Genomic DNA, 22475 nt, shown 5'->3' on the forward strand with positions numbered 1-22475 from the left:
TCGCGACAACTGTTCCACTCTGAGACAGACACGGCGATGAGGGAACCAATCAGCCATCGCAGCGATGGCGTCAACACGTTTCAGAATCGTCCTAAAGCCTTGCCTTGGTGCACCTGAATAGGCTCGCGAAGCTCTACAACGAGCCATAGCCCCACGGATCAGTCAACGCACAAGGATGATGTACCCCCATGCTTTCTTCCGCTCGCCTGGGCGACAAACATGTCTGCCCTCTCCCCGGTCACGGCACCACCCCGATTGCTTCCGCTTCCGGCGACATAAACATCAACTCCATGGGCGCGGCCCGAGTCGGCGACACGTGCGGCTGTGGTGCGGTCATTACCACAGGGTTTCCCTCAATCATCCTAAATGGCCGCCCCATGGCCCACTTAGGAAGCCCTACCACTCACGGCGGGACAATCATCACGGGCAGCCCCAATACCTTCGGTGGCTTTGTCATGGGGCCTACTCCTGGGGCTGCCATCATCAACTTCGCAGCGCTCGGAGTGTTTCGCTCAGATGGCTCGGTAGACGATGAAAAGATGGCGACCTTGTTGGCTGATCCGAAGCTGACCGAGAAGGCCGCCGCTGCGAATGCTTTGGTTGATCCCAATGCGGCCTCTAAGGCATCTGAAGAGAAGCCTGAACCGAACGATGGGCCTGAAGGGTGTACTCACCCGAACATGATGGAGAAGCTGGCGAGCTACATCGCAGATGAGATGAATAGCAACATCCACCACTCTTCCGTCTTGAAGATGAAAGAGCTGCTCAGCTATGACGTTGCGGAAGAGACTCGCAAAAAAATGGGCCTGCCGTGGTATGCCCAAATCGGAAATACCAGCCCTCAAGCTATCGGCGCTTCAAACGTTGCGGCAGCTATGGCCCTTTGGACTGAACGAGTAGGCCAGGGTCGTGATTGGGACCACAAACCGAAGATTCATGCAAAATTTGGCAGGTATCGCCACAGGCAAGGCAAGTACGACTACTTCTACGATATTTGGTCGAACATTCACTACGGCTATGTGGGTATGGCTGGAGGACTCACTGAAGGCGTCCTTTTGGATAGTGCTGGGATCGAGCAGATTGTTTCAGATCAATTACGACGGTGGGGAGAGCAGATATTCGTCGCCAAAGAAGATCAGAGGCTCAAAGGGCCTCATGCCACAGAAGACGTAGAAGGGATGCGCGCATGGGATGACGTCCCTGATCGAATTTCGATTAGTATCGGCATGAAACTCTACAACAAGTATCCAAATGGGGGCATCACGGCACATACAATCATGGCCGAAGTGCTTGCAGTCACACCGGAAGAATGGGGAGATGGCGCCAGTGTCCATGTCTGCGAGAAATATTAAAACCCGACACGTTATTGGGGCACTCATTGTTTCCCCATTGTTGTTCTGGTACGTGGCGACCCCCGTCGTACGTGTCCATTACTCCAAAGAAGGTACAGACGAACTTCGGCTAATCTGGAACACGCAGCACAACATCCATAAAGAAGGAATGCTTCCGGGGCAAGCCACATATGATACTGGGCATATGTTCCCCAATGAGAAGTTCTTCATGAACTTCGATTGGTGGAATGAAAATAGTCTGCGGAGATGCATAAACATCACGCCAAAATGGGGGAGCGCAATAGACATTTACCTTGATGGTAAAGGCCGCATCGACACAGCTAAAACCGGCCCTGACGTTATTGCTCGCTTAAAACGATGTGAGGGTGATGCTGATCCTTTCCGTCCTTAAAGTTCTCTACCAGCACCAATATGAGGTCATCCAACACAACCGCCAAGTAGAATGCAGACGACATTCCCAAGGCCTTTACAACTGGTGACGGAGCATCACGACAATGAAGTGGCCCAAGCGACGCCTCGAACTTCGCGATTTCGGCATGGCCCTGTACCTGCTCAGCCTTGCACTACCAGCGGTGTATCAAGAAGATGATAACTGGCTGTATGGAACGCTCACCCAAGACACTTTACCTGGATGGTTTGCATTCATATCGGGGTTACTGTCAATGGTCTACGGTTACTCTGCGTGGTTAGCAAACCCCTTATTCATCGCTGCTTACCGGACTCGGAACGTCAAGCGAAGCTTCATCTATGCAGCACTCGCATTACTGGCGGGACTATCGGTGCAATTACAGCTCGTTACTTGGTACGACGAAGACGGCAGGTTCACTGTTACTGGTTATACCTACGGTTACTACGTCTGGTTGCTTTCCTTCTCTTGGATGGCCGGATTGGCTATAACTAATTGGAGAAAAGGTGTCCGTGTCCACATATGTAAATAAGCTGAGCAAAGGACGCATCGACATTGCTAAAACTGGCCCTGACGTTATTGCTCGCTTGAAACAATGTGAGGGTTTTCTTTTTGAAGAACTCGGACAAGGAGCCAGCCAAGGAGGCGCTGAGAGCCATAACGGGCATACGCGACTGGTATAAGAACCTGCGCTACCGCTACTCTGCACTGGATGAGAACAGCGATTTAAATTCCCATGAGTTCTATCTGGCCGCACAGCACGCTGGCCGTACATGGGCCGTGGTGGTTGACCAATCAATCAGCTACTACGGCAAATCCAGCTTTAGCGTAACCGCTGAGCCCTACGATCCGAAAACCTACGTGGATTACGCCAAGGCGCTCCAGGCCGCCACCAAGAGCTGTCCTGTTCCACAATAAAGGCATCAGTCTGTCGATTGTGATCTACCAGTCAAGGCTGCGCAGTGTCCGTTATGCAGGGCTTCAAACGATCTGCGTCTGCACCACGCAGCTGCTACGATGCCTGGCTTAACCGCTTCAGCCACCGGCCCTGACAGGAATCGCGCCATGCTCAATGCCCTGCTTTTCGATCTCGACGGCACCCTGACCGACACCGACCAATTGCACCTGCTGGCGTTGCAGCAGTTGTTGCTGGAGGAAGAGGGCCGGGTGTTCACCCATCAAGAGTTCGAGGCCCATGTCAGTGGCCAGGCCAACGCCAACATGTGCCGCTACCTGTTCCCGCAGCGCTCGGTGGCCGAGCACGAGGCTTTCGCCGACCGCAAGGAAGTGCGCTTTCGCCAGCTGTCGCCACGACTGACGCCGATGCCGGGCCTGCTGCGCCTGTTGGATTTCGCCAGGGAACGCGGCATCGGCGTCTGCGTGGTGACCAATGCGCCACGGGCCAATGCCGAGCACATGCTCGACGTGCTGGGGCTGGGCGATCGCTTCGACAGCGTGCTGGTGGCCGAGGAATTGCCGCGGGCCAAGCCCGACCCACTGCCCTACCTCACCGGCCTGGAATGCCTGGGTGCCAGCGCCGAAGCCGGGATTGCCTTCGAGGACTCGATCCCCGGCCTGACCGCCGCGGTCGGGGCCGGGGTCTTCACCGTCGGCCTGGCCACCAGCCAGAGCCCCGAGGCCCTGCTGGCCGCCGGTGCGCATCTGGTGGTCGAGGACTTCAACGACCCGCAATTGTGGGCGGTGATCGAGCGGATGCTCGGCTCGCGCTGAAGCTGCGCCCAACGGTCTGATAGGAAAACTCAGAAATATCCCAAGGCTTTTTCAGTTGTATCTGATGGTCCGGCGCGCGTTGGCTCTTGAAGATAGCGCCCCGCACGCCTGTCGTATCAAGGACCTTCATGAACGCCCTCACCTCCCTCTCCCTGCTGGCCCTGCTGGGCCTTGCAGCCAGCACAGGCCACGCCCAGGAAGACCTCGAACCGGCCCAGCCGGAAGCCACCAGCAGTTGTCTGACCCGGGGCGAAGCCATCAAGAGCAGCCTGGAAAAACTCCTGCCCGACCCTGAGCAGCGCCAACTGGCCGGCCTGCAACGGGCGCTGGAACCGCTCAGCGACTACTGCGACGGCCTGCACTTCGAGCACAACCCGCCCCTGCGCCAGGCCGAATACCAGGTGATATTGCGCCAGATGGAACTCGACGCCGCGCAGCGTTATGGCGACCCAAGCATCATCGACAAACGCAAGGCCCGGCTGACCCACGCCCTGCAAGTCCTGCAATACGCCCTTGGCGCCCACGGCAACTGAAGCGGTTTCTTGCCCGATAAGCTTCATCACCGGCTCGCGCCGGCCAGCCCGGGCCTGCTTCAGCGCCAGACTTTCCCAACAGATTCAACGACCTGTGCCATCCGCTCGGGAGTATTCAGGACTCCTCGCGAATGGGAATGCAACTAATTGTTATGCAAGGAATTTTCTAATATTTAGCTAAGATTGTTCTGACTCGTGCCGATGGATTTTGTAGGACACAGGGAGCAATCTGGAAATGAGAAACAATCAGCCCGTTACACAACGTGAAGTGGCTTTAGGGTCAAACCAGAAACTCATCTCCACCACCGATGCCCATGGCGTCATCAGCTACTGCAACGATGCCTTCGTCGACATCAGCGGTTTCGACCGCGACGACCTGATCGGTGCTCCACAGAACATCGTCCGTCACCCCGATGTCCCCCCCGCGGTCTTTGCCCATATGTGGGCGGCGCTGAAACAGGGCCAGCCGTGGATGGGCATCGTCAAGAACCGCTCGAAAAACGGCGACCATTACTGGGTCAACGCCTACGTCACGCCGATTTTCGAGGGCAGCCGGATCGTCGGCTACGAATCGGTCCGGGTCAAACCCAGCGCCGAACAGATCCGCCGCGCGCAAGACCTCTACCAGCGTCTCAACCGCAAGCAGCCGGCCATCCCCCGTCGGCATCGCTGGCAACCGGCCCTGCTGGGCTGGGCGCCGTTCCTGGCCACGGGCCTGGCCGGTAGCCTAAGCGGTATCTGGCTGGCGCAGCCTTTGGCGCTGGCGGTGGCCGCCGGGCTCTCCGTGCCCCTGGCGCTGCTGGCGATGCAGCGCCAGAACCATGCCGCCCGGCGCCTGCTGCAACTGGCCGACTCGTCCACCTGCGACCCGTTGATCGCGCAGATGTACAGCGACGCCCACGGCCCCCAGGCATGCCTGGAAACCGCCTTCGTCAGCCAGGACGCGCGGCTGCAAACCTGCCTCACCCGCCTGCAGGACAGCGCCGAACAGCTCAATGCACTGGCCAGCCGCTCCGATACCCTGGCCAGCGACAGCTCCCGTGGCCTGGACCGCCAGCGGGTGGAAACCGAGCAGGTGTCCGCCGCGGTCAACCAGATGGCCGCCACCACCCAGGAAGTGGCCAGCCATGTGCAGCGCACCGCTGACGCCACCCAGGCCGCCAACCAGTTGACCGGCCGTGGGCGCGAAGTGGCCCGCGATACCCGCGAAGCCATCGAACGCCTATCCCAGGTGGTCGGCGAAACCGGGCAGAACGTGGCGCAACTGGCCAGGGACAGCGACGAGATCGGCACCGTGGTCGATGTGATCAAAAGCATCGCCGACCAGACCAACCTGCTGGCGCTCAACGCCGCCATCGAAGCAGCCCGCGCCGGTGACATGGGCCGCGGTTTCGCGGTGGTGGCCGACGAGGTGCGCCAGCTGGCCCAGCGCACCGCGCAATCCACCCAGCAGATCCATGAACTGATCACCCAGTTGCAGAGCTCCTCGCAAAACGCCGTGCAGAGCATGGAAAGCGGCCAGCGCCAGGCCGAGGAAGGCGTGGCCCGGGTACTGGAGGCGGACCAGGCGCTGCTGGGCATCAGCCAGGCGGTGGCCAACATCACCGAGATGACCACCCAGATCGCCGCCGCCACCGAGGAGCAGAGCGCGGTCGCCGAGGAAATCAGCCGCAATATCAGCACCATCGCGCAACTGGCCGACCAGACCTCGGAGCAGGCCCATCACTCGGCCGAACTGAGCAAGGAACTGACCCGGACCGCCACCACCCAGTACTCGCTGGTGGAACGTTTCAACCGCTAGGTTCGGTGTGTGTGTACGGGTTTATCGCGAGCAAGCGCTCCTGCAATGGACGCTGTTGCTGCAGGAACGAGCCTGCTCGCGATCGAGGGCCTGGCCCTCCCCCCCCGTCACGTACAAAAAAGCCCGCCAGTGCGCGGGCTTTTTTTATTCTTCGAGGGCCGTCTCAGTCGGCCGCCAGCTGCTGCCGGTACTCCTTCACGTAACCGTTGGCCAACTGGTCCTTCTGCTTGTCGTCGAGGATCTTGCCGGCCATCTGGAAGAACTTCTGTTCTTCTTCCTCCAGGTGGTGATGCACCTTGTCCACCAGCTTCTTCGCCGTGGCCAGCCAGGCGGGGCTGGACATCTCGGTGTCGTCCAATGCCTCCATCAGCTCGTCCATCGCGTGGTGCTCGGCAATCGCGTGCCGGCTCAGGTCGACGCCGTTGTCGTGCTCCATCAACGGCAGGTAGAAGAAGCGCTCCTCGGCTGTCTCATGGGCCTGTACTTCGGCCTTGAGCTGGGCGTAGGCCGCGCTGCGTTCGGGGCTGTCCCCCGAGGTGCGCATCAGTTCGGCAGCGTAGCCGCGCTGGCGTTCATGGCTCTCACGCAGGGCTTCGAATATGTTCACGGGCACATCTCCACGGCTGGATCGATACAGGCTTGTCTTGGACTAGACACTGGCCGTTCGACGGCAGTTCAACCGCAGATGGCGAGGGCCGGAAATGGCCCCGGGATCGCTGGAGAGAGCAGCAGCCGGCCGGTGGCTGCCGCTCCTGAGGGGGGTTACTGCTCCTCGGCCTTCTGCTCCTGGCAGTCCTTGAGCAGTTGCTGTTCCTTGGCGGTGTGGTCGGCTTCCAGGAAGCTCAACAAGCCGCTGTCGCCCTGGGTGTGCCAGCGGTAGCTGTTCTGTTCGTCGTCGGCGACATACAGCGCGCCGGAGGCTGCGCGGGCGATATGCATCGGTATCAGCTGGCCCTTGTAATACAGGGTGGCGAACGAGGCGCCGTTATCGATGTTCAGGTACGCCGCCTGCACCTCTACCCCACCCTCGCAGCGGTAGCTGGCCAGGCTGCTCTGGTACGCCGGCAGCTCCGGCTCGGCCGGGGTCGTCGCGGCCTGGGCGAACAACGGCGCCAGCAGCAAGGTGGTTCCCAGAATCGTTGCAATCTTCAATGTACAGCTCCTTGTTCAGTGCACCTTCATGACAGGCCCCTTTACGACGAAGCAGGCCCCCATAAGTTCAGGCCGGGGTGTCTCAAGGCATTCGCAATTTGCGACAGCTTGTATCTGCCGCCCTTCCGCCACCTCAAATAAACCTTATTAAAATCATATAGTTAATCGCAATTAAAAACTGGCACAGCGGTTGCGAAAGCCCTCGCCTCACGCATAACAAGAGGTTCTGTCATGGCTATTGCAACCCTGCTCCCCGCCACCACCGCCTTTATCCAGCGCGCCCCGCGCATGCTGATCGGCGCCGAATGGGTCGAGGCCGCCGACGGCCAGACCATGCCGCTGCACAACCCGGCCACCGGCGAACAACTGTGCGTGGTGCCGCGGGCCACGGTGGACGATGTCGACCGCGCGGTGCTGGCTGCGCGCCAGGCCTTCGACGATTCGCCCTGGAGCCGCACCCGCCCGCGGGAACGGCAGAACCTGCTGTGGAAACTCGCCGACCTGATGCAGCGCGACGCCGAACTGCTGGCGCAACTGGAATGCCTGAACAACGGCAAGAGCGCCGCGGTGGCCCAGGTCATGGACGTGCAACTGGCCATCGACTTTTTGCGCTACATGGCCGGCTGGGCGACCAAGATCGAAGGCAGCAGCGTCGAGGTCTCCGTGCCGCTGATGCCCGACCAGCAGTTCCACAGTTTCATCCGTCGCGAGGCGGTGGGCGTGGTCGGCGCCATCGTCGCCTGGAACTTCCCGCTGCTGCTGGCCTGCTGGAAGCTCGGCCCGGCCCTGGCCACCGGCTGCACCGTGGTGCTCAAGCCGGCCGACGAAACCCCGCTGACCGCGCTGAAACTCGCCGAGCTGGTGCAGGAAGCCGGCTACCCCGACGGCGTATTCAACGTGGTCACCGGCACTGGCATCACCGCGGGCTCGGCCCTGACCCACAACCCGCGGGTGGACAAGCTGACCTTCACCGGCTCCACCGCGGTGGGCAAGGAAATCGGCAAGATCGCCATGGACAACATGACCCGGGTCACCCTGGAACTGGGCGGCAAGTCGCCGACCATTGTCATGGCCGATGCCGACCTGGGCAGCGCCGCGGCCGGCGCCGCCAGCGCGATCTTCTTCAACCAGGGCCAGGTCTGCTGCGCCGGCTCCAGGCTGTATGTACAGCGCAAGCACTTCGACAATGTGGTGGCCGATATTGCCGGCATTGCCAACGCCATGAAACTCGGCAGCGGCCTGGACGCCAGCGTCGACATGGGCCCGCTGATCTCCGCCCGGCAGCAGGAGCGGGTCTGGCGCTATATCGAGATGGGCCGGAACAGCGGCGCCACTATCGCCTGCGGCGGCGAGCGGTTCGGCCCCGGTTATTTCGTCAAGCCGACGGTAATCGTCGACGTCGACCAGCAGCATTCGCTGGTGCAGGAAGAGATCTTCGGCCCGGTGCTGGTGGCCATTCCTTTCGACGACGAGGCCGATGCCCTGCGCCTGGCCAACGACAGCCCCTACGGCCTGGGCGCGAGCATCTGGTCCAACGACCTGGCGGCGGTGCACCGGATGATCCCGCGGATCAAGTCCGGCTCGGTCTGGGTCAACTGCCACAGCGCCCTCGACCCGGCGCTGCCGTTCGGTGGCTACAAGATGTCCGGCGTGGGCCGGGAAATGGGTTACGCGGCGATCGAGCATTACACCGAGCTGAAATCGGTGCTGATCAAGCTCTGACGACCCGCGATAGCCCATAGCACAAGCGCTCCTCAACGGCGGCGCCGGGGTCTGCCCGGCGTCTCCCGACGACTGGTTTAGCGTCGCCGACCCGCTGCCCGGCCTGCGCCCCGAACGGCTGCTACGCTCAGCCCGAGCCGGCTCGACAGCTGCCCTGCGAGCCTGGCTCACCCACCTTCAACCCACACCTCATCACCACCGAAAACCCGAGGGAAGCATCATGGGATCAAATGGATATGATCACGACGGGGTCCAATGCGGATGCCACAACCCCATCTGGAACGCTCTGAAGGACACACTCGACCCGGCCAGCCATACCGCCAGCCAGCCACAGGACGCCAATGAGCTGGCAAAGGAACCGGCCGGCGAGTCCATCATCTTTACCAACGGCACCATCTACCCCTTGCGCGACGGCAACATGGACGAACGGGTCGAGGCCCTGGGCATCCACGCCGGCGACGTGGTCGCATCCGGCACCCTGGCCGCCGTCGAAGCCCGCATGAACACCCTGGGCATCACCTACAGGAAGCAGTCGTTGAACGGCAAGACCCTGTTGCCCGGCCTGATCGAACCCCACGCCCATATCGTGCAGAGCTGCGCCATGGAAGGCTGGCTGAACCTGGGGGCCATCGATACCGACAACCCCGATGAGCACAAGAACCAGCGACTACGTCCCACCTATGACTGGCTCTGGTTGAAAAGCACCATCCAGGGCAACCTGCCCAAGGACAACTCGACCTGGATCCTCGGCCATCAGGTCGATCCGGCGCTGATGCCCTTCCAGGTCGTACCCCACGGCCTGAACAAACTCATCACCTTCCACTGTGGCCCCGGCGACGACATCGGCAACCTGGACACCATCGACAAGCAGCATCCGATGCTGCTGATCAGCGCGTCCATGCACACCGCCTACCTGAACACCGCGGCCAGCGATGCGGTGTTCGAGAAGACCGGCGTCAGGGCCGACAACGGTGTCCTGCAGGAAGCCCAGGTGCTGGCCGCCATCAAGAGCATTCCCCTCAGGCAGCAGCTGGAAATACTCAATATCTTCAAGCACCTCGAAGACTACTTCGACAAGGCGTCGCGCCGCGGGATCACCCTGCTCTACGACGCGATGATGGACCCCCAGTCGAAGCTGGTACTGGGCGCCTACTTCCTGACCCGCCCCAGGAAGCTGCGGATCGGTTATGCCGCCGCCTGCGATGGCACGCCCGAGGCCATCGGCAAGCTACCGCGCTACCAGCCGGTCAGCCGGGAACAGGCCAAACGCTTCTACCAGGGCTCGGTCAAGCTGGTGTCGGACGGCTCCAACCAGGGGCTGACGGGCTATCAGGCCACGCGCTACTGCTGCGAGGCGACGCGGCCGGTGGGCAACTTCAACTTCTGCGACCAGGACCACACCCCGGTCACCCCACCCGATGCCTACAAGACCGTGGTGCGCAATGCCGTCGAAACCGGCTGGCCGCTGATGATCCACGCCAATGGCGACCGGGCCATCGAGTTCACCCTGCAAGCCTACGAGGCGGCCTTGCAGGGCGGCAGCGCCCTGGAAAAACGCCACCGCATCGAGCACTGCTCGCTGCTGACCGCGGACACCCTGCAGACCCTGCAGCGCCTGGGCCTGTCGCCAAGCTTCCTGATCGGTCATGTCGGCTACTGGGGCTATGCCTTCAAACAGGCGATCTTCGAAGGCAAGGCCGAGCAGATGCTCGACCTGTGCCAGTCGGCCCTGGACCACAACCTGAGAATGACCCTGCACAGCGACTGTTCGGTAACGCCGTTGGGGCCGCTGCGCTCCATGGAGCAGGCGGTGACCCGCAAGATGGAAGGCATTCGCGATGCCCAGGGGCGGTTCGTCCATGACCCAAGGCTGCAACCGATCCTCAATGAAGCCGAATGCCTGACGCGCAAGCAGGCCCTGAAAGCCATCACCTATGACGCGGCCTGGCAGTGCCACGCCGAAGGCTGGACCGGGTCCCTGCAGGACGGTTATTTCGCAGACCTGGTGATTCTCGAGCAAGACCCGCTCGACGAGAAAGTACCGGCCACCAGCATCAGGGACATCAAGGTCTGTGAAACCTGGAAAGGCGGCCACCGGGTGTACGTCAATCCCGATAGCTGACCATCAGCTGTCGCAAGCCGGGCGGCGGGGTTTGGATGGCCGCTGCGCGGATCGCGGGCAAGCCTCGCTCCTACGGAAGATGAGAGCCCCTGTAGGAGCGAGGCTTGCCCGCGATCATTCGCCCAGGCGCCACACATCCGCCGATCGATCGCTGGTGCCTTTGCGGCGGCTGCGCCGCCGATCGCAGCCTGCGGCAGCGGCTACAAAAGCTGCCCCGTCGCCTCAAGGCTGATATCCCTGCCCCAACAACCAGCCGCGCACGGCCTTGTCCTGCTCCGCGCTCAGGCCCGCCAGCAGCTGTTGCGCCGGTTCGTTGGGCAAGCGGCGCAACAGCGGCGCCAGCTCCACCCCTTGCACATGCCAGATGCCCAGCGGCTGGTCCGGGGTGATCACCACCTCGGCTTCGTCCACCAGGCCGTCGCGCAATACCGGGGCGCGCTCGATGCGCAGGGCGGAAAAGTCCGCGACGCGATGCGCCGGCTCGCGGTCCGGCCATTGCCGGCGCGCCTGCCAGAACGGCTGTTCGGCCCAACGCTGCTCGTCGGCGTAGAAATCGCGGCCGATGCGGGCAAAACGCAGGAACAACTGCTCCACTCGCCGGGCATGGAAGCGCTGCGCCAGGGCCGCCCGTTCGGGCCGTTGCAGCAGCGTGTTGATCACCGCCGGCGCCTGCAACGCCGAGGACAGCGACTGGAAGATACCGTTGCCCGACAGTGGGTCCACGGCCATGGCCGCATCACCCACGCGAATCCAGTTGGCGCCACACACCTGTGGGCAGAGGATCGCCGTGCTGCTGCGCGCGTGCAGCTGCACATCAAGCTCCGGCCCGGCGCCGAAAAACGCCCGCGCCAGGGCCGAAGCCTGGCGGCGCTGGCGGCAGTAATCCAGCAACTGCGCCTTGCCCGGCAACGCGGCGCTGGCCACGTCCACCGTCAGTTGCCAGTAACACTGGCCGTCGGCCTGACGCGCCATCCAGGCCCAGCCGTCTTCCAGGCTGTGCACGGCGCTGGCGGTGCTGCCCGGCGCGCCCTGCCAGCGGTTGAGCAGGCTGAGGGTTTCCGGGCCCCGCAGGCCTTTGCCCAGTTCTTTACTCAATGCAGGCGCCTGGCGCCCTCGGGCCTCCACCAGAAAATCCGTTAGGCGCTCGGCCTGCCCCTCGATCCGCAGCCGATGTTCGTTCGCCGTCGACTGCACCTCCAGCACCCGGCCCTCGATCAGCTCGACCCCGGCCTCGCGCAAATCCTCACGCAGGCCGCGATCAAAGCGCGGGCGATCCAGCAGGTATTCGACGTTCTGCCCATGGCTCTGGCCGTTCCACGCCACCTGACGCTGGGACGCCTGCAACGCCGCCTCCAGCCCACGCCCCAGGCCGGCGCCACGCAGGGCTTCGAGCACCCGCAGCGACACCCCTTCGAGCGCCGGGAAACGCCGCCACTCACTGACCAGCGCCACCGCGTAACCCAGGCGGCGCAAGCCCAGGGCCACCGCGGCCCCCGCCGGGCCGGCGCCGAGCACCAGGATCGGCCTCATGTCCAGCCGCGCCGTTCGGGGCCGCGATAGCGGGCGTGGGTCCGCAGCCACTGGACCACCTGCGGGTTGTCGGCGTCGCGGTGTTCGCCGAGGTAGCGGGCGATATGCCCGCTCAAGGCCGCGCAGCCCAGGCTGGCGCCGGACTGGCCGGGGTGGCTGCCCTGCACACAGGCGGCGAAGTCGGCCTGCTGGCTGTCGAGCCACGACCATTCGCCGGGGGTGCAACGGGCATCGCCGGTGACCCGCAGCACCCCCGGGTAACGCGCCGGGTACACCCCCTCGCCCTGGGCCGGCGTCGAGGCGCACAACAGCACACCACGGGCCAGGGCGGCCGCGCAGGCTTCGCGCAACAGGCGGCGGTCCTGGCGTAGCCCCAGGCTGAGGTTGACCAGCCGCACCTGCTGGCTCACCAGCCAGTCCAGGGCGCTGGCGATCTGCAGGGCGCTGGTCACCCCGCGCTGGTCGAACACCTGGGCCACACAGAAACGCACCTGGGGCGCCCGCGCGCTGATCGCCTCGATAATCGCGCTGCCGTGGCCGAGGGGGTCCTCGCGCAAGTCGCCCTCGCCGACCCCGTCTTCCACCAGGTAGAAGCGCCGCCCGGCCACCACCTGCGGGCGTTGCACAGCCGTATGCCCGCTGTCGACCACGCCGATCCGCAGCTCAGGCTTCATGGGGCACCTTCACGGAGTGCAACACGCCGTCCACCAGCTCGAAGCGCAGGTCGGCGTCGGCCAGGGTCGACGGCCGATGGCTGATCAGGATCCGCGTGCGCCCGGCGAACAGCCGGTCGATGGCCTCGATCACTTCGCGCTCGGTGCTTTCGTCCACCGCCGAGGTGGCTTCGTCCAGCACCAGGATCAACGGGTCCTGGAGCAGCGCGCGGGCAATCGCGATCCGTTGTTTCTGCCCGCCGGACAGCTGCTGGCCGCGCTCGCCCAACGGGCTGTCCAGGCCCTCGGGCAGCGCTTCGATCAGGCTGTCCAGTTGCGCCAGCCGCGCCACCTCGGCCACCGCCGCGCGCGGTGCGTCGGGCACGCTGTAGGCCAGGTTGTCGGCCAGGCTGCCGCGGAACAGCACGATGTCCTGGCTGACCACGGCGATGCGCCGGCGCAGCTCGAACAGGTCGAGCTGGCGCAGGTCGATACCGTCCAGCAGCACCTGCCCGGACTGCGGGTCGTGGTGGCGTTGCAGCAGGTCGATCAGGGTCGATTTGCCGACCCCGGAACCGCCGGCCAGGGCCACCTTCAGGCCATAGGGAATGCGTGCCTCGATGCCGCGCAGGGTGCTCGGCCTCCCCGGGTGGCTGAAGTGCAGATCACGAAAAGACAGCTCGCCGCCGCTGGGCATCGGCAGCGGTTGCGCCGGCGTGGTCACGCTCGGTTGCTCGCCGCGCAGCTCCATGACCCGGCCCAGGCTGACGCTCATGCGCTGGATCGCCACGTACAGCCCCAGCAGGCTCTGCACCGGCCCCACGGCCATGCCCAGGTAAGTGGAAAAGGCGATCAGCGCGCCCAGCTGCCAGGTGCCCTGCACCACCCAATAGCCGCCGATCAGGAACGCACAGGCCCGCGACAGCGAAGTCAGGGTGCCGGGCACCGCCTGGGTGAAGAACTCGCTGACCTGCAGGCGCAACAACTGGCTCATGTAGCCCTGCCCCAACTGTTCCAGGCGCCGGGCTTCGCGCTGTTGCTGGCCGGCGCTCTGGATGAACTTCATCACCGGCAGGGTCTCGACCATGAACGACGACATGTCCGCCGAACGCTCGCGCAGTTGCCGTACATCGCGCTCGACCTTGCGCCGCATCCAGCGCAGCCAGAGCACATCCAGCGGAATCAGCAGCAGCGCCAGCAGCGACAGCTGCCAGGACAGGGTCACCAGCAGCGCCAGGGCCACCACCAGGCCGATCACGCTGGACACCGCGGAGAACAGCGAATCGACGGCAAAGCGCTGGATCTCCGCGACGTCGCCATCGAGCCGCGACATCAGGTCGCCGATTCGCCGCTGGCCGTAGAAGCCCGGCGACAGGCGCTGCAAATGGCGGTACAGGTCGTCGCGCAGGGCGAACAGGATCCGCCCCGACAGGCGCGTGTGCAGGTAGCGGTTGATGCCCGACAGCGCGGTGCCCAGCAGCCCGGCGAGAATCATCAGCCCGGCGATCCACGCCAGCATCGGGAAATTGCGCGCCAGCAGGCCATCGTCGATCAGCAGCTTGGTCAGCCACGGCTGCACCAGCACCAGCAACGAGGCGCAGACCGACAGCACCAGCAACCCGGCGATGGCCAGGCGCTGCGGGCGGACAAACCCGTACAGCCAGCGCAAGGCGGCTTGCAGGGCCGCGGGGTCGGGGCTGTCCACCAGCCGGCTGAGCAGGCGCGCCATCAGCTGTGCAACTGCTTGAGCTTGCGGTACAGGGTCGCGCGACTGATGCCCAGGGCATCGGCGGCGGCGGAGACATTGCCCTGGTGGCTGTCCAGCGCCTGGCGGATCAGCTCCAGCTGGTTCTCGCGGATGCTGCCGCTGGCCGGGCGTTCGCTGGCGTTGAGATCGTCGAGCATGCTGTCGGGCAGGTGCTCCAGGCCCAGGACCGCGTCGCCCGCCTCGCGCATGGCCAGGGCGGTGCGCAGGACCATCTCCAACTGGCGAATGTTGCCCGGCCAGTGATAGCCGGCCAGCAACTGGCGCAGGTCCTCGGCCAGGGCCGCGCCGGGGCTGCCGAGCTTGGCCAGCAGGACCTCCAGCAACGCGTCGAAGTCCTCGCGCTCGCGCAGCGCCGGGAGCATCACGCTGATGCCGTTGACCCGGTAGAACAGGTCCTCGCGAAACTGCTTGTCGGCCACCTGCTGCTTGAGGTCGCGGTGGGTGGCGCAGATCAGCGCCACATCGATGTCCTGCTCTTCGCCGGCGCCCAGCGGCGCTACCTTACGGTCCTGCAGCACCCGCAACAGGCGCGCCTGCAAGGCCAGTGGCATATCGCCGATTTCATCGAGGAACAGGGTGCCGCCATGGGCCTGTTGCAGGCGGCCGATCATGCCGCCACGGCGCGAGCCGGTGAAGGCGCCCTCGCGATAACCGAACAGCTCCGACTCGATCAGGCCCTCGGGGATCGCCGCGCAGTTGACCGCGATAAAGGGCTTGTCGGCGCGACTGCCCGCCATGTGCAGGGCGCGGGCGATGACCTCCTTGCCGGTGCCGGTTTCCCCCAGCAGCAACACCGGCAAGGCATTGGCCAGGCCCTGCCGGGCCATGCGCAAGGCCCGGGCATAACGGCTGTTGCTGCCGGCGAGGGTGTCGAGTTGCGGGTCGGGCTGCGCCTGGCTGGGGGCGCTTTTCGACGTGCTGCGCGGCACGCTGCTGACATTGATCGAGCGTTGCGGGGCGCGCAGGGTCTTGTAGAAAAACTCGCCCTTGGCGGTCTGCAGGCTGCCGATGCCGCCCTGTTGCAAACGGCCGAGCAGTTGCACGCCATCCACGCCAAGAAACTCTTCGCAACGCCGCCCGACCAGTGCCGAACGCTCGGCGCGCAACAACTGGCAGGCCTGAGCGCTGACCGCCAGGATCTGCCCGCCGAGACTGACCGCGAGCAAGCCTTGCCACGGCGATTCGAGATACTGCCGACGACTGTGGAACGCCAGGACAATCTGCTCGGGAAAGCTGTTGTTGAACACCCGGCTCTCGATCTGGCTGACCGCCATGCTCAGCAGCGCGGTGCTGTCGTGGATACGGCCCAACGGACCTTCGCGGGTCAGGTCGAGCACGCCGAGGATCTCGCCCTGGGGGCAATGGATGGGCACCGAGGTGCAGGAAAAAGGGCTCAGGCGGTCCAGATAATGCTCGCCGCAGTCGATCAGGGTGGTGCGCGCTTCCACCAGCGCCGTACCCAGGGCATTGGTGCCGCGATTGGCTTCGCTCCAGCAGGCGCCGAGGGTGATGTCCTGCACACCGCTGCCCTTGAGCCGGTCGGCCCGGCCTTCGACCGCAAGAATGGTGGCGTCGGCATTGGCCAGGATAATCAGGCCGTCCTTGCCCTGGCGCTCGGCCAGGTAGTCGATGGCGGGTATCGCCGCGTCGAGCAGCAGGCGATTGCTCGCCAGCAGCACCTCGAGGCTGGCGCCGGACTCCAGGGTCAACTCCGGCTGGCCATTGAAGTGCACGCCATGGCTGAGGCTGCGCCGCCATGACGCATCGATTTCCGCACGTAATACGCCATCGGGGACTGCGCCTTCCAGATGGAGTTTTCTGCGGGCCAGCCCGGCTTGGTGCTGCAGCTCGCCGGTTGTTGTTTTTATAAGAGTCATCAAGCGCTCCGAATCGGTCCGCCCGGCACCTCCCCGGTCCATTCCCTTGGGTTGCGAGGGGCACGCAAGCCATGGGCAATGTCTACACCCGGTTCAGAAGGCAGTAAAGGGAAGTTTGGCCCGCGGCCAGCCCTGCCATTCACAGAAGCAAAACCTGCGCCACGGGAAAAACCGCGCCAGAGCATCTTGACGTTAACGTAAAGCGGATGGCAAGAGCCGTATGGCGTCCGGTTGCCCCTGGTACTCACTGGTCGCCTGGCGGTAAACGGCCCAGTAAATGACCAGTCTGAACAGGGGGAACATAAAGCAGGTAATGCGGACAGGCTGCCAACTAAGTCCCTTTATATTCTGAAATGACTTATTGCCAATACTTACAAGAAGCCATGGTCATTCTTTAGCGGAGTTATAAAGACAACATCGCACTATTACCACTCGCACTTATCTTTATAGCCACCTAGTAACACCACCCTTTCCCTGGCCAAGTCAGTTATCCGACAAACCTGTAACCGCTCAAAACTTCAGGGCCATCTCACTGTTTTAAATAAATAAAAAAATATTATCGGGCACTAGAAAATAATGACTACGCTGATCTTGCTGGATGCGAACGGACAGAACGCGAGTCGACAAGGAGGTCGAAGTCATGCGTCGGAACACACTATTGCCCCGCACTTCTACGACCTATCAAGACCGTCAGCTTGCACACTTCAAGCCGCCCAGAAAAGTCACCTACGCCCCACTAAATCGACCTCCCGAAAAGCTAGCTACAGGCATCAGGGTTTCAGCACCGGTATCCCTGGACTTCCCCACTATAACTTCGCCACTGCTGATCAATCTGGTGCCATCGGGCGAGCACTTCTATTTCGCCTGCATCGACGCCCGCACCGATGGGCCCTGGAAGTACTGTCTCGCCAGCCTCGATACCCAAACCCTGGAACCGAGTTGCGGTGAGGCGTTGCGGTCAAGGCTCGATGGCAAGTACCACGACCCCAGCCTGCCCTGCACGGTCGGCTGGTCCTGTTCCGAAGACACTCCTCAAACAGTCACAGGTGCCTGAATGAATACCAAATGGTTGAACGGTTTGAACATTTTCTATGACGACAGCAGCAACGAATCCCTGCGCGGCGTGCTGAAGACCGATGTCAGCGGTCACCTGGTCGGCACCTATCAAGGGCCGAAGGCTTCCGGCTACACCACGCTCTATGGCCGCCTGGAGACAAAAAATGGCACGCTACGCCCGAGCTATCTGCTTCCCGCCTTCACCCAGCGGACCCAGAAGGATGTCGACACCACGCCGATCCAGGGCAGCGACGACTTCGTTGCCGTCTGGGCCAGCAACGACCCGGGCGCCTTTCGCATCTTTGCGCGCAAATACAGCGTCAGCGAGCGCCAGGGTATCGGCGCGCCCTTCACGGAAACCCTGATCAGTGGCTCCAACGGTGATTACGTCTGCCCCAGGGTCATCTACAACCCCGCCAACTGCCAGCTCTTCGCCTGCTGGATCGGCGTGACCGAACGCCAGTTGCAAGGCATCTGGCTGGACAAGGACACCCTCGAGCCGACCAGTTATCCGGTGATGATCACCTCTGCCGTCTATCCGACCCTGTTTAATCCCGGTGCCGATCTGGACACTTCCACCTACGAAAATATCGTGCTGATGAACCATGGCGACGGGGTGATCGTCGGCGTCCAGGAAACCCTGAGCAAGATCAATTTCCTGCGAGTGGGCAGCCCCTCCTCCGGCAAATCGCCGGTCAATCTGATCACCAGCTACTCGCAAACCGGCATGGGCAAGTTCCATGCAACCTTCGACACCGTGCACAACAACATCATGCTGGTTTATATCGGCACCAGCGCCTATGTCTATGGCGACCGAGTCCGGGTCTTCGGCAAGGCTGATCAGTCTGAGGCTGAGCAGTACCAAAGCGATCAGGAACTGCAAGCCCTCTCCCCCGTTCGCCTGAACAACAATGTCTACGCCTCGAGCCAACCCTATATCAGTGCCATGCCGGACGCATGCGGTGTCATTGACTTCCTGGTGACCTGGAGTACCGGTTATACCGGCATCTTTTTCAACCGGTTCGATGACGCCTTCATCCCCTTGGCGGCGGAAACATCGATCAACCCGAACGACAGCGGCAATACCTTTCCAAAAGCCGTCGCCAGCGACAACCAGATCGCCGTGCTGCTGCAGGCGACCCGTTTCAACGGTAACGCCCTGGGCGCCCAGGGCATCCTGGCTTATGTGAGCAACTACGACTGAGCCGCGCTGCCTCCTGCCGGCCTCCCGGCAGGAGGTGTGCCGTTCATCGCGGATAAATAATCGTAAAGGTCGCCGCACCATTGGCCAGGCCCGGCGTCACCATGGTTTCCGTCGCCCCTTTTTTGAGATGGAACCCGGGAAACGTCACGGTCCCGGAGATACCCCCAATCAGCAACAGCTTCCCCCAGGGACCGCCGTGTTTTAACGGAGCGCGGGCCATGATGGCGGAACAGTTTTTCAGATGGTCCAAGAGCTCATCCAGCTTGGTATAAGCCATGTGCAACGCGACACCGATCCAGACAAGTGTGCCGAGAATCACGACGCCACCCAGATACCCGAAAGCAATCTCAGGGGTACTCATTTGTGGCTCTCGTAAATAACCTCAAACAACACCCAGCTTGACCACCGCCGCAAGACCCGCCATGACCAATAACAGCCCTAGCGCACTCCACGGCAACACCTTCCAACATTTGAAGCCTACTCATGGGGCTAACTATTGCCATTAGACACTCTAAAAAAGTTACGCCCCACCACTTATTCCCGGCGTTTGCATTTCAGCGTCTCCTCAAATGAAGCTGCCCCCTTACTAAAAATCAATTCATAACCCCATTCAAATAAGCGGTACGCTCCTCACTCATTCGAGCCACGCAATTATTAACTATCGTTATCTGAGCAGGCCGCCCTACCTCTACTTCAAATGCCTCCAGATCACAATTAGCATCACGATATTTCAACCATGCACGCTGCGCCCCCTTAAGCTTCTCCAAATACAAGCCACCTAATTCAGAGTTAGCTTCATACTGGGCTCGAACTCGACTTATGAGATCTTTGTAGCTTTCGTTCAGCTTCGCATCCGCACTGTCTTTTTTTTCTTTTGCACACAGGTCAACCTGGGCACTCAATGTAATATTATCGCACTCCCCTCCTATAGCAAAAGATGACAAAATGGCAAGCAGAGAAAGCAAAGCAAACTTCCCAAAACAATCAAAAAACACTCTCATCACCTATTATTCCTTAGATAATTAGCACGATGCCGCCCGCCTTCATACTGACTTATAGCAGGGGTATTTTCTATATATCTAATAAGCTCATCCACATCATCATTCATCCCTGCCTTCATTGGGTTTGGACCTTGAGTGAATCCTTGATAAACAAAATCCACCAGTATGTCTCTTACTATCTGCCGCAATCCTTCCCACTCTATACGCCCTGGCAATGTAGAGGTCCAACTATTGTAAACCACTATTGTTCTTGAAACGTAATCTGGATAAATCAAATCAAAAAGTTCCTTTTGCTGCTCAAGCGTGATCTCCCCGATATCTTGTTTATTCGCCGCCACAAAATCTCTTGCCAAGATCCCTTTTAACCCACGGGCTTTAGATATTTTCGTAGCTTGAGCAGATGGAACCCCCGAAGCAACCATATGCTCATATATAGAGCTTTCACTTCGATCCCCCATATCATAGCCTCGCCCTAAAGTAACTCCTGACTCAGCATTACCTGGCCAATGTATTACCCTGCTGAAAAATTGCGACGTAGGGATATCATTACCTTCTGCATCATATGTGACCTTCCCCAAGCTTCCACTTGAGCTCTTCAGTTTGCAAAAGGCTCCCAGCAAACCAACAGGGTGCATATGCCATACTTCGGCACTATCAATTATCCCAAGCTTTTCCCACCAACTCAGGCTATCAATCCGCGCCTTCTCGGCAACCCACTCCTTATGCGGAGCCGATTCGCTATGCCCTATCAACTCATCCAATGAGTCCCACTTCTCCGCCTTGTAGTCCCACTCACTCTCATATTTGACAACCATCTGCGAGATCGGCTGGGCGAACCAAGGCTTACTCAGGGCATTTCCTATCTCTTCCGGTGGAAGCTTGGTGTCGTGATTTCGATCAAGGATGGTGTAGAGAGATTGTTTTGTCGGACCTGCCCCGGCAGTCACGATATTTGGGTGGTAAGCCTTGCGTTCTTCATCCGTCATATTCTCTTGCGCATGCAGAAAATCCGCGTAGAGATCGACATTGCTCCCAGTCTCTTCGATGAAGGTGAAACCTTCCCATTCAAAAGGCGAGTGGCGGTACAACGTGGTATTAGGCTCGGCAAACCAACCGTCGATGCTCTCTCCTTGAGCATCGGCGAGTAGCCCTTCCAGGTGCCACCACTGCGTATAGGTAGTGACTCCATCCATCACCACCGGAGCTTTGATTTTTTTCTCTGCTGGCAGGGCTTCCAATACGCTCACAGGAATGAGCAGGCCATAACCGACCTCTTTGCTAGGATCGTTCGCTTTGGGGGGGTTGGTAGCATTCATACCCGGCACATGAGTAATCAGCGGGGTGTGTGGCAGGATTTTGACCAGTGTCTTTTCTGTTGCTGGCAGTCTGACGGCCTGCTCTTTGGTCTGGTCGATGAAAGCCTTGATGTCCTCACAGCTAAAGACTTCCAGGTGCAGTAAATTTTTCGGAGCTGCATCCGAGTAGTTCTGATACTTCCCCACATGCCCTATGAGCTCACCGGCTTTGATTTTATGAACCGGTGTCAACGGGACAATCACCCCAGGGGTTTTGGGTTCGCTTTTTACCTCAAGAGAGTCAAGCCAGACATACCCAGGCAATGTTCCATCTGCACCCGGTGTTAACGCAGGGATGGATTCGCCGGTGACAATTTCCCGTAGCTTGCGATATTTGCCAGAAGCTTGTTCATTGCTGATTTTGATTTGCGTGCCTGTAGGTAAAAAACCTATAGGTAGCCCTCTTGCCGTGGCACTGCGGATGTTCGCCCCGGTTTTCTGCTCTGGAGGGGTGTCCTTGGCCTGTTCTCCTACAAAATAAATATCTCCGGAAAGATGCTGCATTTCACCTTTGAACACCCAACCTGTATTCGCTGGCAGAGCTGCGACTTCAGGGGTCACGCTGACGATTTCGAGCCACTTTTGTGTTGCTGGAGCAGGTTTAGTGTTCACCGTGGTGCCACGGGGTAGAACCGTCAATACCGAGGTCTGTCCTGAGTTGCCGCTACGAACTCGCAGCCCTAATGACTTGTCTGGCGCATTTGCTTTGACTTGATAAGTGTCTTTACCCCAAAAGGCAGGCCTCTTAAGCGTAGGGTTGGCCTTGTAGCCCTCCCAGTCCAGCAAATGCATGTACAGGCTGAAGAAGGTCAGACTTGGACCGGCTGCTGGTGGTGGGCTGCCCGCTGGAGCGGGAGGCGCAGGCAACTCAAGACGATGTTTTACCAACACGAAACCGGTTGAGAACACCGACGGCGTTGAACCGTAATTCGAGGTCGGGTACTTCTCATCAATTCGATAAGCGACCACCTCGCCATCGGCGATGCAACGAACTTCGCTCTTGTCTGCGACTAATCCGGTGTCCTCATCGAAATGAACACCTCCGTGCCACAAGCCATTGGAACCAAGCGGGTAATACCCATCCTTGGCCTTGGCCAAAGCCTTGTAATACTGCATCGAATCTGTGACCTCTGACGCTCCAGCTTTCAGAGGGTATGCCCACTTTTCAACCTTGCTGCTTGTTGTCTCTGCCATAACTACTTACCTGAAATC

The 22475-nt window shown here is 61.0% G+C and carries 19 protein-coding genes and 2 pseudogenes; 12 read left to right on the top strand and 9 right to left on the bottom strand.

Annotation, left to right across the window (positions count from 1 at the left end; genetic code table 11):
- Positions 1-188: 188 nt before the first annotated feature.
- From C4K27_RS21260 to C4K27_RS31850, 8 genes and pseudogenes are all read left to right on the top strand, one after another.
- Positions 189-1352 carry a polymorphic toxin type 44 domain-containing protein gene (locus tag C4K27_RS21260; protein WP_053262046.1) on the top strand — a complete coding sequence of 388 codons (1164 nt, stop codon included), beginning with the start codon at positions 189-191 and terminating at the stop codon, positions 1350-1352.
- Positions 1333-1743 (top strand): hypothetical protein, encoded by a 411-nt coding sequence (locus tag C4K27_RS21265; RefSeq protein ID WP_081002324.1) that lies wholly within the window; start codon positions 1333-1335, stop codon positions 1741-1743. The genes C4K27_RS21260 and C4K27_RS21265 overlap by 20 nt, the downstream gene beginning before the upstream one ends.
- A gap of 103 nt (positions 1744-1846) precedes the next feature.
- A complete protein-coding gene (locus C4K27_RS21270; RefSeq protein WP_053262047.1) occupies positions 1847-2290 on the top strand; it encodes a hypothetical protein in 444 nt (147 codons plus the stop codon).
- Positions 2291-2370: 80 nt separating this feature from the next.
- The gene (locus C4K27_RS21275; RefSeq protein ID WP_125738091.1) at positions 2371-2676 is read left to right on the top strand and encodes a hypothetical protein; all 306 of its coding nucleotides are present in this window, start codon (positions 2371-2373) and stop codon (positions 2674-2676) included.
- A 147-nt stretch (positions 2677-2823) separates the two neighbouring features.
- On the top strand, positions 2824-3489 hold the full coding sequence (locus C4K27_RS21280) for an HAD family hydrolase (protein ID WP_053262049.1): 666 nt from the start codon (positions 2824-2826) through the stop codon (positions 3487-3489).
- A 128-nt stretch (positions 3490-3617) separates the two neighbouring features.
- Positions 3618-4022, top strand: coding sequence for a DUF1090 family protein (locus C4K27_RS21285; protein WP_053262050.1), 405 nt, complete (start codon positions 3618-3620; stop codon positions 4020-4022).
- Positions 4023-4257: 235 nt separating this feature from the next.
- Positions 4258-4524 (top strand): annotated as a pseudogene (locus C4K27_RS31845) (PAS domain-containing protein); the annotation flags it as partial.
- Between the two features lie 354 nt (positions 4525-4878).
- Positions 4879-5823 (top strand): annotated as a pseudogene (locus tag C4K27_RS31850) (methyl-accepting chemotaxis protein); the annotation flags it as partial.
- A 163-nt stretch (positions 5824-5986) separates the two neighbouring features.
- Here the strand turns inward: C4K27_RS31850 and C4K27_RS21295 are convergent.
- Entirely contained in the window at positions 5987-6430 is a 444-nt protein-coding gene (locus C4K27_RS21295; RefSeq protein ID WP_009044849.1) for a hemerythrin domain-containing protein, read from the bottom strand.
- A gap of 155 nt (positions 6431-6585) precedes the next feature.
- Entirely contained in the window at positions 6586-6975 is a 390-nt protein-coding gene (locus C4K27_RS21300) for an MliC family protein (protein WP_053262052.1), read from the bottom strand.
- A gap of 231 nt (positions 6976-7206) precedes the next feature.
- Between C4K27_RS21300 and C4K27_RS21305 the strand changes: the two genes are divergently transcribed.
- Entirely contained in the window at positions 7207-8697 is a 1491-nt protein-coding gene (locus C4K27_RS21305) for an aldehyde dehydrogenase family protein (RefSeq protein ID WP_053262053.1), read from the top strand.
- A gap of 220 nt (positions 8698-8917) precedes the next feature.
- Complete coding sequence (locus C4K27_RS21310; protein WP_053262054.1) at positions 8918-10819, top strand: amidohydrolase; 1902 nt, start codon at positions 8918-8920, stop codon at positions 10817-10819.
- Between the two features lie 222 nt (positions 10820-11041).
- On the opposite strand, the gene qhpG is transcribed toward C4K27_RS21310, so the two are convergent.
- The 4 genes from qhpG to C4K27_RS21330 are packed head-to-tail and all read right to left on the bottom strand — an operon-like array spanning position 11042 to position 16647.
- Positions 11042-12349 carry a flavin-dependent monooxygenase QhpG gene (qhpG, locus tag C4K27_RS21315; protein ID WP_053262055.1) on the bottom strand — a complete coding sequence of 436 codons (1308 nt, stop codon included), beginning with the start codon at positions 12347-12349 and terminating at the stop codon, positions 11042-11044.
- A complete protein-coding gene (qhpE, locus tag C4K27_RS21320; RefSeq protein WP_053262056.1) occupies positions 12346-13023 on the bottom strand; it encodes a subtilisin-like serine protease QhpE in 678 nt (225 codons plus the stop codon). The genes qhpG and qhpE overlap by 4 nt, the downstream gene beginning before the upstream one ends.
- Positions 13013-14731 carry an ABC transporter ATP-binding protein gene (locus tag C4K27_RS21325; RefSeq protein WP_053262057.1) on the bottom strand — a complete coding sequence of 573 codons (1719 nt, stop codon included), beginning with the start codon at positions 14729-14731 and terminating at the stop codon, positions 13013-13015. Before C4K27_RS21325 ends, qhpE begins: the two co-directional genes overlap by 11 nt.
- Positions 14731-16647 carry a sigma-54-dependent Fis family transcriptional regulator gene (locus tag C4K27_RS21330; RefSeq protein ID WP_053262058.1) on the bottom strand — a complete coding sequence of 639 codons (1917 nt, stop codon included), beginning with the start codon at positions 16645-16647 and terminating at the stop codon, positions 14731-14733. The genes C4K27_RS21325 and C4K27_RS21330 overlap by 1 nt, the downstream gene beginning before the upstream one ends.
- A 640-nt stretch (positions 16648-17287) precedes the next feature.
- Between C4K27_RS21330 and C4K27_RS21335 the strand changes: the two genes are divergently transcribed.
- Together C4K27_RS21335 and C4K27_RS21340 are read left to right on the top strand one after the other, a co-directional pair.
- Positions 17288-17701, top strand: coding sequence for a hypothetical protein (locus tag C4K27_RS21335; RefSeq protein ID WP_125738093.1), 414 nt, complete (start codon positions 17288-17290; stop codon positions 17699-17701).
- Positions 17702-18907: a hypothetical protein gene (locus tag C4K27_RS21340; protein ID WP_053262059.1), complete on the top strand. Its 1206-nt coding sequence runs from the start codon at positions 17702-17704 to the stop codon at positions 18905-18907. It abuts the gene before it with no gap.
- 43 nt (positions 18908-18950) lie between these two features.
- Here C4K27_RS21340 and C4K27_RS21345 read toward each other — a convergent pair whose 3' ends face one another.
- The 3 genes from C4K27_RS21345 to C4K27_RS31525 form a co-directional block, all read right to left on the bottom strand.
- On the bottom strand, positions 18951-19268 hold the full coding sequence (locus C4K27_RS21345) for a hypothetical protein (RefSeq protein ID WP_238437617.1): 318 nt from the start codon (positions 19266-19268) through the stop codon (positions 18951-18953).
- A 232-nt stretch (positions 19269-19500) separates the two neighbouring features.
- The gene (locus tag C4K27_RS21350) at positions 19501-19908 is read right to left on the bottom strand and encodes a lysozyme inhibitor LprI family protein (protein ID WP_053262060.1); all 408 of its coding nucleotides are present in this window, start codon (positions 19906-19908) and stop codon (positions 19501-19503) included.
- Positions 19908-22457, bottom strand: coding sequence for a DUF8812 domain-containing protein (locus C4K27_RS31525; protein ID WP_238437618.1), 2550 nt, complete (start codon positions 22455-22457; stop codon positions 19908-19910). Before C4K27_RS31525 ends, C4K27_RS21350 begins: the two co-directional genes overlap by 1 nt.
- Positions 22458-22475 lie beyond the last annotated feature (18 nt).

Origin of the sequence: Pseudomonas chlororaphis subsp. chlororaphis, from assembly GCF_003945765.1 — a bacterium.
Taxonomy (GTDB): domain Bacteria; phylum Pseudomonadota; class Gammaproteobacteria; order Pseudomonadales; family Pseudomonadaceae; genus Aquipseudomonas; species Aquipseudomonas chlororaphis.

Bases quoted from the DNA above. Each gene is read 5' to 3' on its own strand.
- C4K27_RS21260 (WP_053262046.1), top strand. From the start codon at position 189: ATGCTTTCTTCCGCTCGCCTGGGCGACAAACATGTCTGCCCTCTCCCC.
- C4K27_RS21265 (WP_081002324.1), top strand. From the start codon at position 1,333: ATGTCTGCGAGAAATATTAAAACCCGACACGTTATTGGGGCACTCATT.
- C4K27_RS21270 (WP_053262047.1), top strand. From the start codon at position 1,847: ATGAAGTGGCCCAAGCGACGCCTCGAACTTCGCGATTTCGGCATGGCC.
- C4K27_RS21280 (WP_053262049.1), top strand. From the start codon at position 2,824: ATGCTCAATGCCCTGCTTTTCGATCTCGACGGCACCCTGACCGACACC.
- C4K27_RS21285 (WP_053262050.1), top strand. From the start codon at position 3,618: ATGAACGCCCTCACCTCCCTCTCCCTGCTGGCCCTGCTGGGCCTTGCA.
- C4K27_RS21305 (WP_053262053.1), top strand. From the start codon at position 7,207: ATGGCTATTGCAACCCTGCTCCCCGCCACCACCGCCTTTATCCAGCGC.
- C4K27_RS21310 (WP_053262054.1), top strand. From the start codon at position 8,918: ATGGGATCAAATGGATATGATCACGACGGGGTCCAATGCGGATGCCAC.
- qhpG (WP_053262055.1), bottom strand. From the start codon at position 12,349: ATGAGGCCGATCCTGGTGCTCGGCGCCGGCCCGGCGGGGGCCGCGGTG.
- qhpE (WP_053262056.1), bottom strand. From the start codon at position 13,023: ATGAAGCCTGAGCTGCGGATCGGCGTGGTCGACAGCGGGCATACGGCT.
- C4K27_RS21325 (WP_053262057.1), bottom strand. From the start codon at position 14,731: ATGGCGCGCCTGCTCAGCCGGCTGGTGGACAGCCCCGACCCCGCGGCC.
- C4K27_RS21330 (WP_053262058.1), bottom strand. From the start codon at position 16,647: ATGACTCTTATAAAAACAACAACCGGCGAGCTGCAGCACCAAGCCGGG.
- C4K27_RS21335 (WP_125738093.1), top strand. From the start codon at position 17,288: ATGCGTCGGAACACACTATTGCCCCGCACTTCTACGACCTATCAAGAC.
- C4K27_RS21340 (WP_053262059.1), top strand. From the start codon at position 17,702: ATGAATACCAAATGGTTGAACGGTTTGAACATTTTCTATGACGACAGC.
- C4K27_RS21345 (WP_238437617.1), bottom strand. From the start codon at position 19,268: ATGAGTACCCCTGAGATTGCTTTCGGGTATCTGGGTGGCGTCGTGATT.
- C4K27_RS21350 (WP_053262060.1), bottom strand. From the start codon at position 19,908: ATGAGAGTGTTTTTTGATTGTTTTGGGAAGTTTGCTTTGCTTTCTCTG.
- C4K27_RS31525 (WP_238437618.1), bottom strand. From the start codon at position 22,457: ATGGCAGAGACAACAAGCAGCAAGGTTGAAAAGTGGGCATACCCTCTG.